Source organism: Enterobacter sp. 50793107, assembly GCF_001463365.1.
Taxonomy (GTDB): domain Bacteria; phylum Pseudomonadota; class Gammaproteobacteria; order Enterobacterales; family Enterobacteriaceae; genus Enterobacter; species Enterobacter cloacae.
Genome location: NZ_LNII01000098.1, coordinates 1 through 1,178, shown reverse-complemented (window position 1 = coordinate 1,178; position 1,178 = coordinate 1). Strand labels below are relative to the sequence as shown.

The window sequence follows — 1,178 nt, the reverse complement described above, 5'->3', positions numbered from 1 at the left end:
GTGGTGATGGTGGTGATGGGAATGTTCACTGGCATCTTCTGTAAGATAATGATCGGGATGAGCTTTAAATTTGCTCTCACAGCTGGCGGAGCAGAAATAAAGCTGATGCTCCTGGTATCGAATGCTGCTGTGCGCCTTATCGGGCATGATTGTCATCCCGCACACGGGATCTCTCACCTTATGCAATACGTGACTCTCGTCCGGGGATAATGTCTGTTCAGAGGCAGTCTGGTTGTTGTGTTGCACTGCATTGTCATTTTTCACAGTAACTCTCCTTATGCAAACCTGAAGCGTCTTCTGTATTCAGGTTATGTCATGGATGCGATTACCACGAATGTCGCCGGCACAGGAGTGCCTGCTACCGGCGTCCCGTTATCAGCCGTTCCGCTGACTATTCGATTCGCTGGAAGATCTTTTTACTGCCCTCCGGAGAGAATGCGATAACATCGTAAGCCTCTTTACGGGCCCCCATCTCCATTCCCGGGCTTCCCGCAGGCATACCGGGGGTGGCAAGGCCATAAATCCCTGAACCAGACTGCATTGCCTTATGTATCGTTGTGGCAGGCACATGACCTTCAATGATCAAATTACCAGTAACTGCGGTATGACAGCTTCTCAGCTCAGCAGGAACAGCATATTTTTCTTTCAGGGCTGACAGAGCCTGATCATTCATGACGTGGGTCCGTACCTCAAACCCGTCCTTTTCCATCGCCTTGCCCCACAGGGAACAGCAACCACAGTTTTCAGACTTGTACATGTCTATTACTTTTTCACCTGCCATTGCCGGAAGTGAAAGGCCAAAAGCCAGGGCCATTAAAATTATTTTTTTCATACTCACCTCTGTATGTTATCGATGTAAACCCTGACGTCAGGGTGAATTTATGCAAAAGGACACCCGCAGGGGTGTCCTTTCAGGGTTATGACACGCTCTTTTTATGTCTGCGCAGCCAGATGAGTTTATAGGCGGCAGGAATAATGAACAGGGACAGCAGCGGAGCTGTGATCATCCCGCCAATCATGGGGGCCGCAATACGGCTCATGACTTCTGAACCTGCGCCGGTTCCCCAGAGTATCGGCAGCAGACCCGCGATGATCACCGCCACGGTCATGGCTTTCGGCCGGACACGCAGCACGGCACCATGATAAAGGGCTTCATCAAGACCTTCCGGTGTGAACGT

At 50.8% G+C, this 1,178-nt stretch carries 3 protein-coding genes; all 3 read right to left on the bottom strand.

Annotation, left to right across the window (positions count from 1 at the left end; translation table 11 throughout):
- Nucleotides 1-264 (bottom strand): YHS domain-containing protein (locus tag APU11_RS26965; protein ID WP_114078538.1); only part of this gene is annotated, 264 nt, incomplete at its 3' end.
- A 127-nt stretch (nucleotides 265-391) separates the two neighbouring features.
- On the bottom strand, nucleotides 392-832 hold the full coding sequence (locus tag APU11_RS14245) for a DUF411 domain-containing protein (protein ID WP_000720618.1): 441 nt from the start codon (nucleotides 830-832) through the stop codon (nucleotides 392-394).
- Between the two features lie 85 nt (nucleotides 833-917).
- A partial coding sequence (locus APU11_RS14240) for an efflux RND transporter permease subunit (RefSeq protein WP_058671135.1) occupies nucleotides 918-1,178 on the bottom strand: 261 nt, incomplete at its 5' end.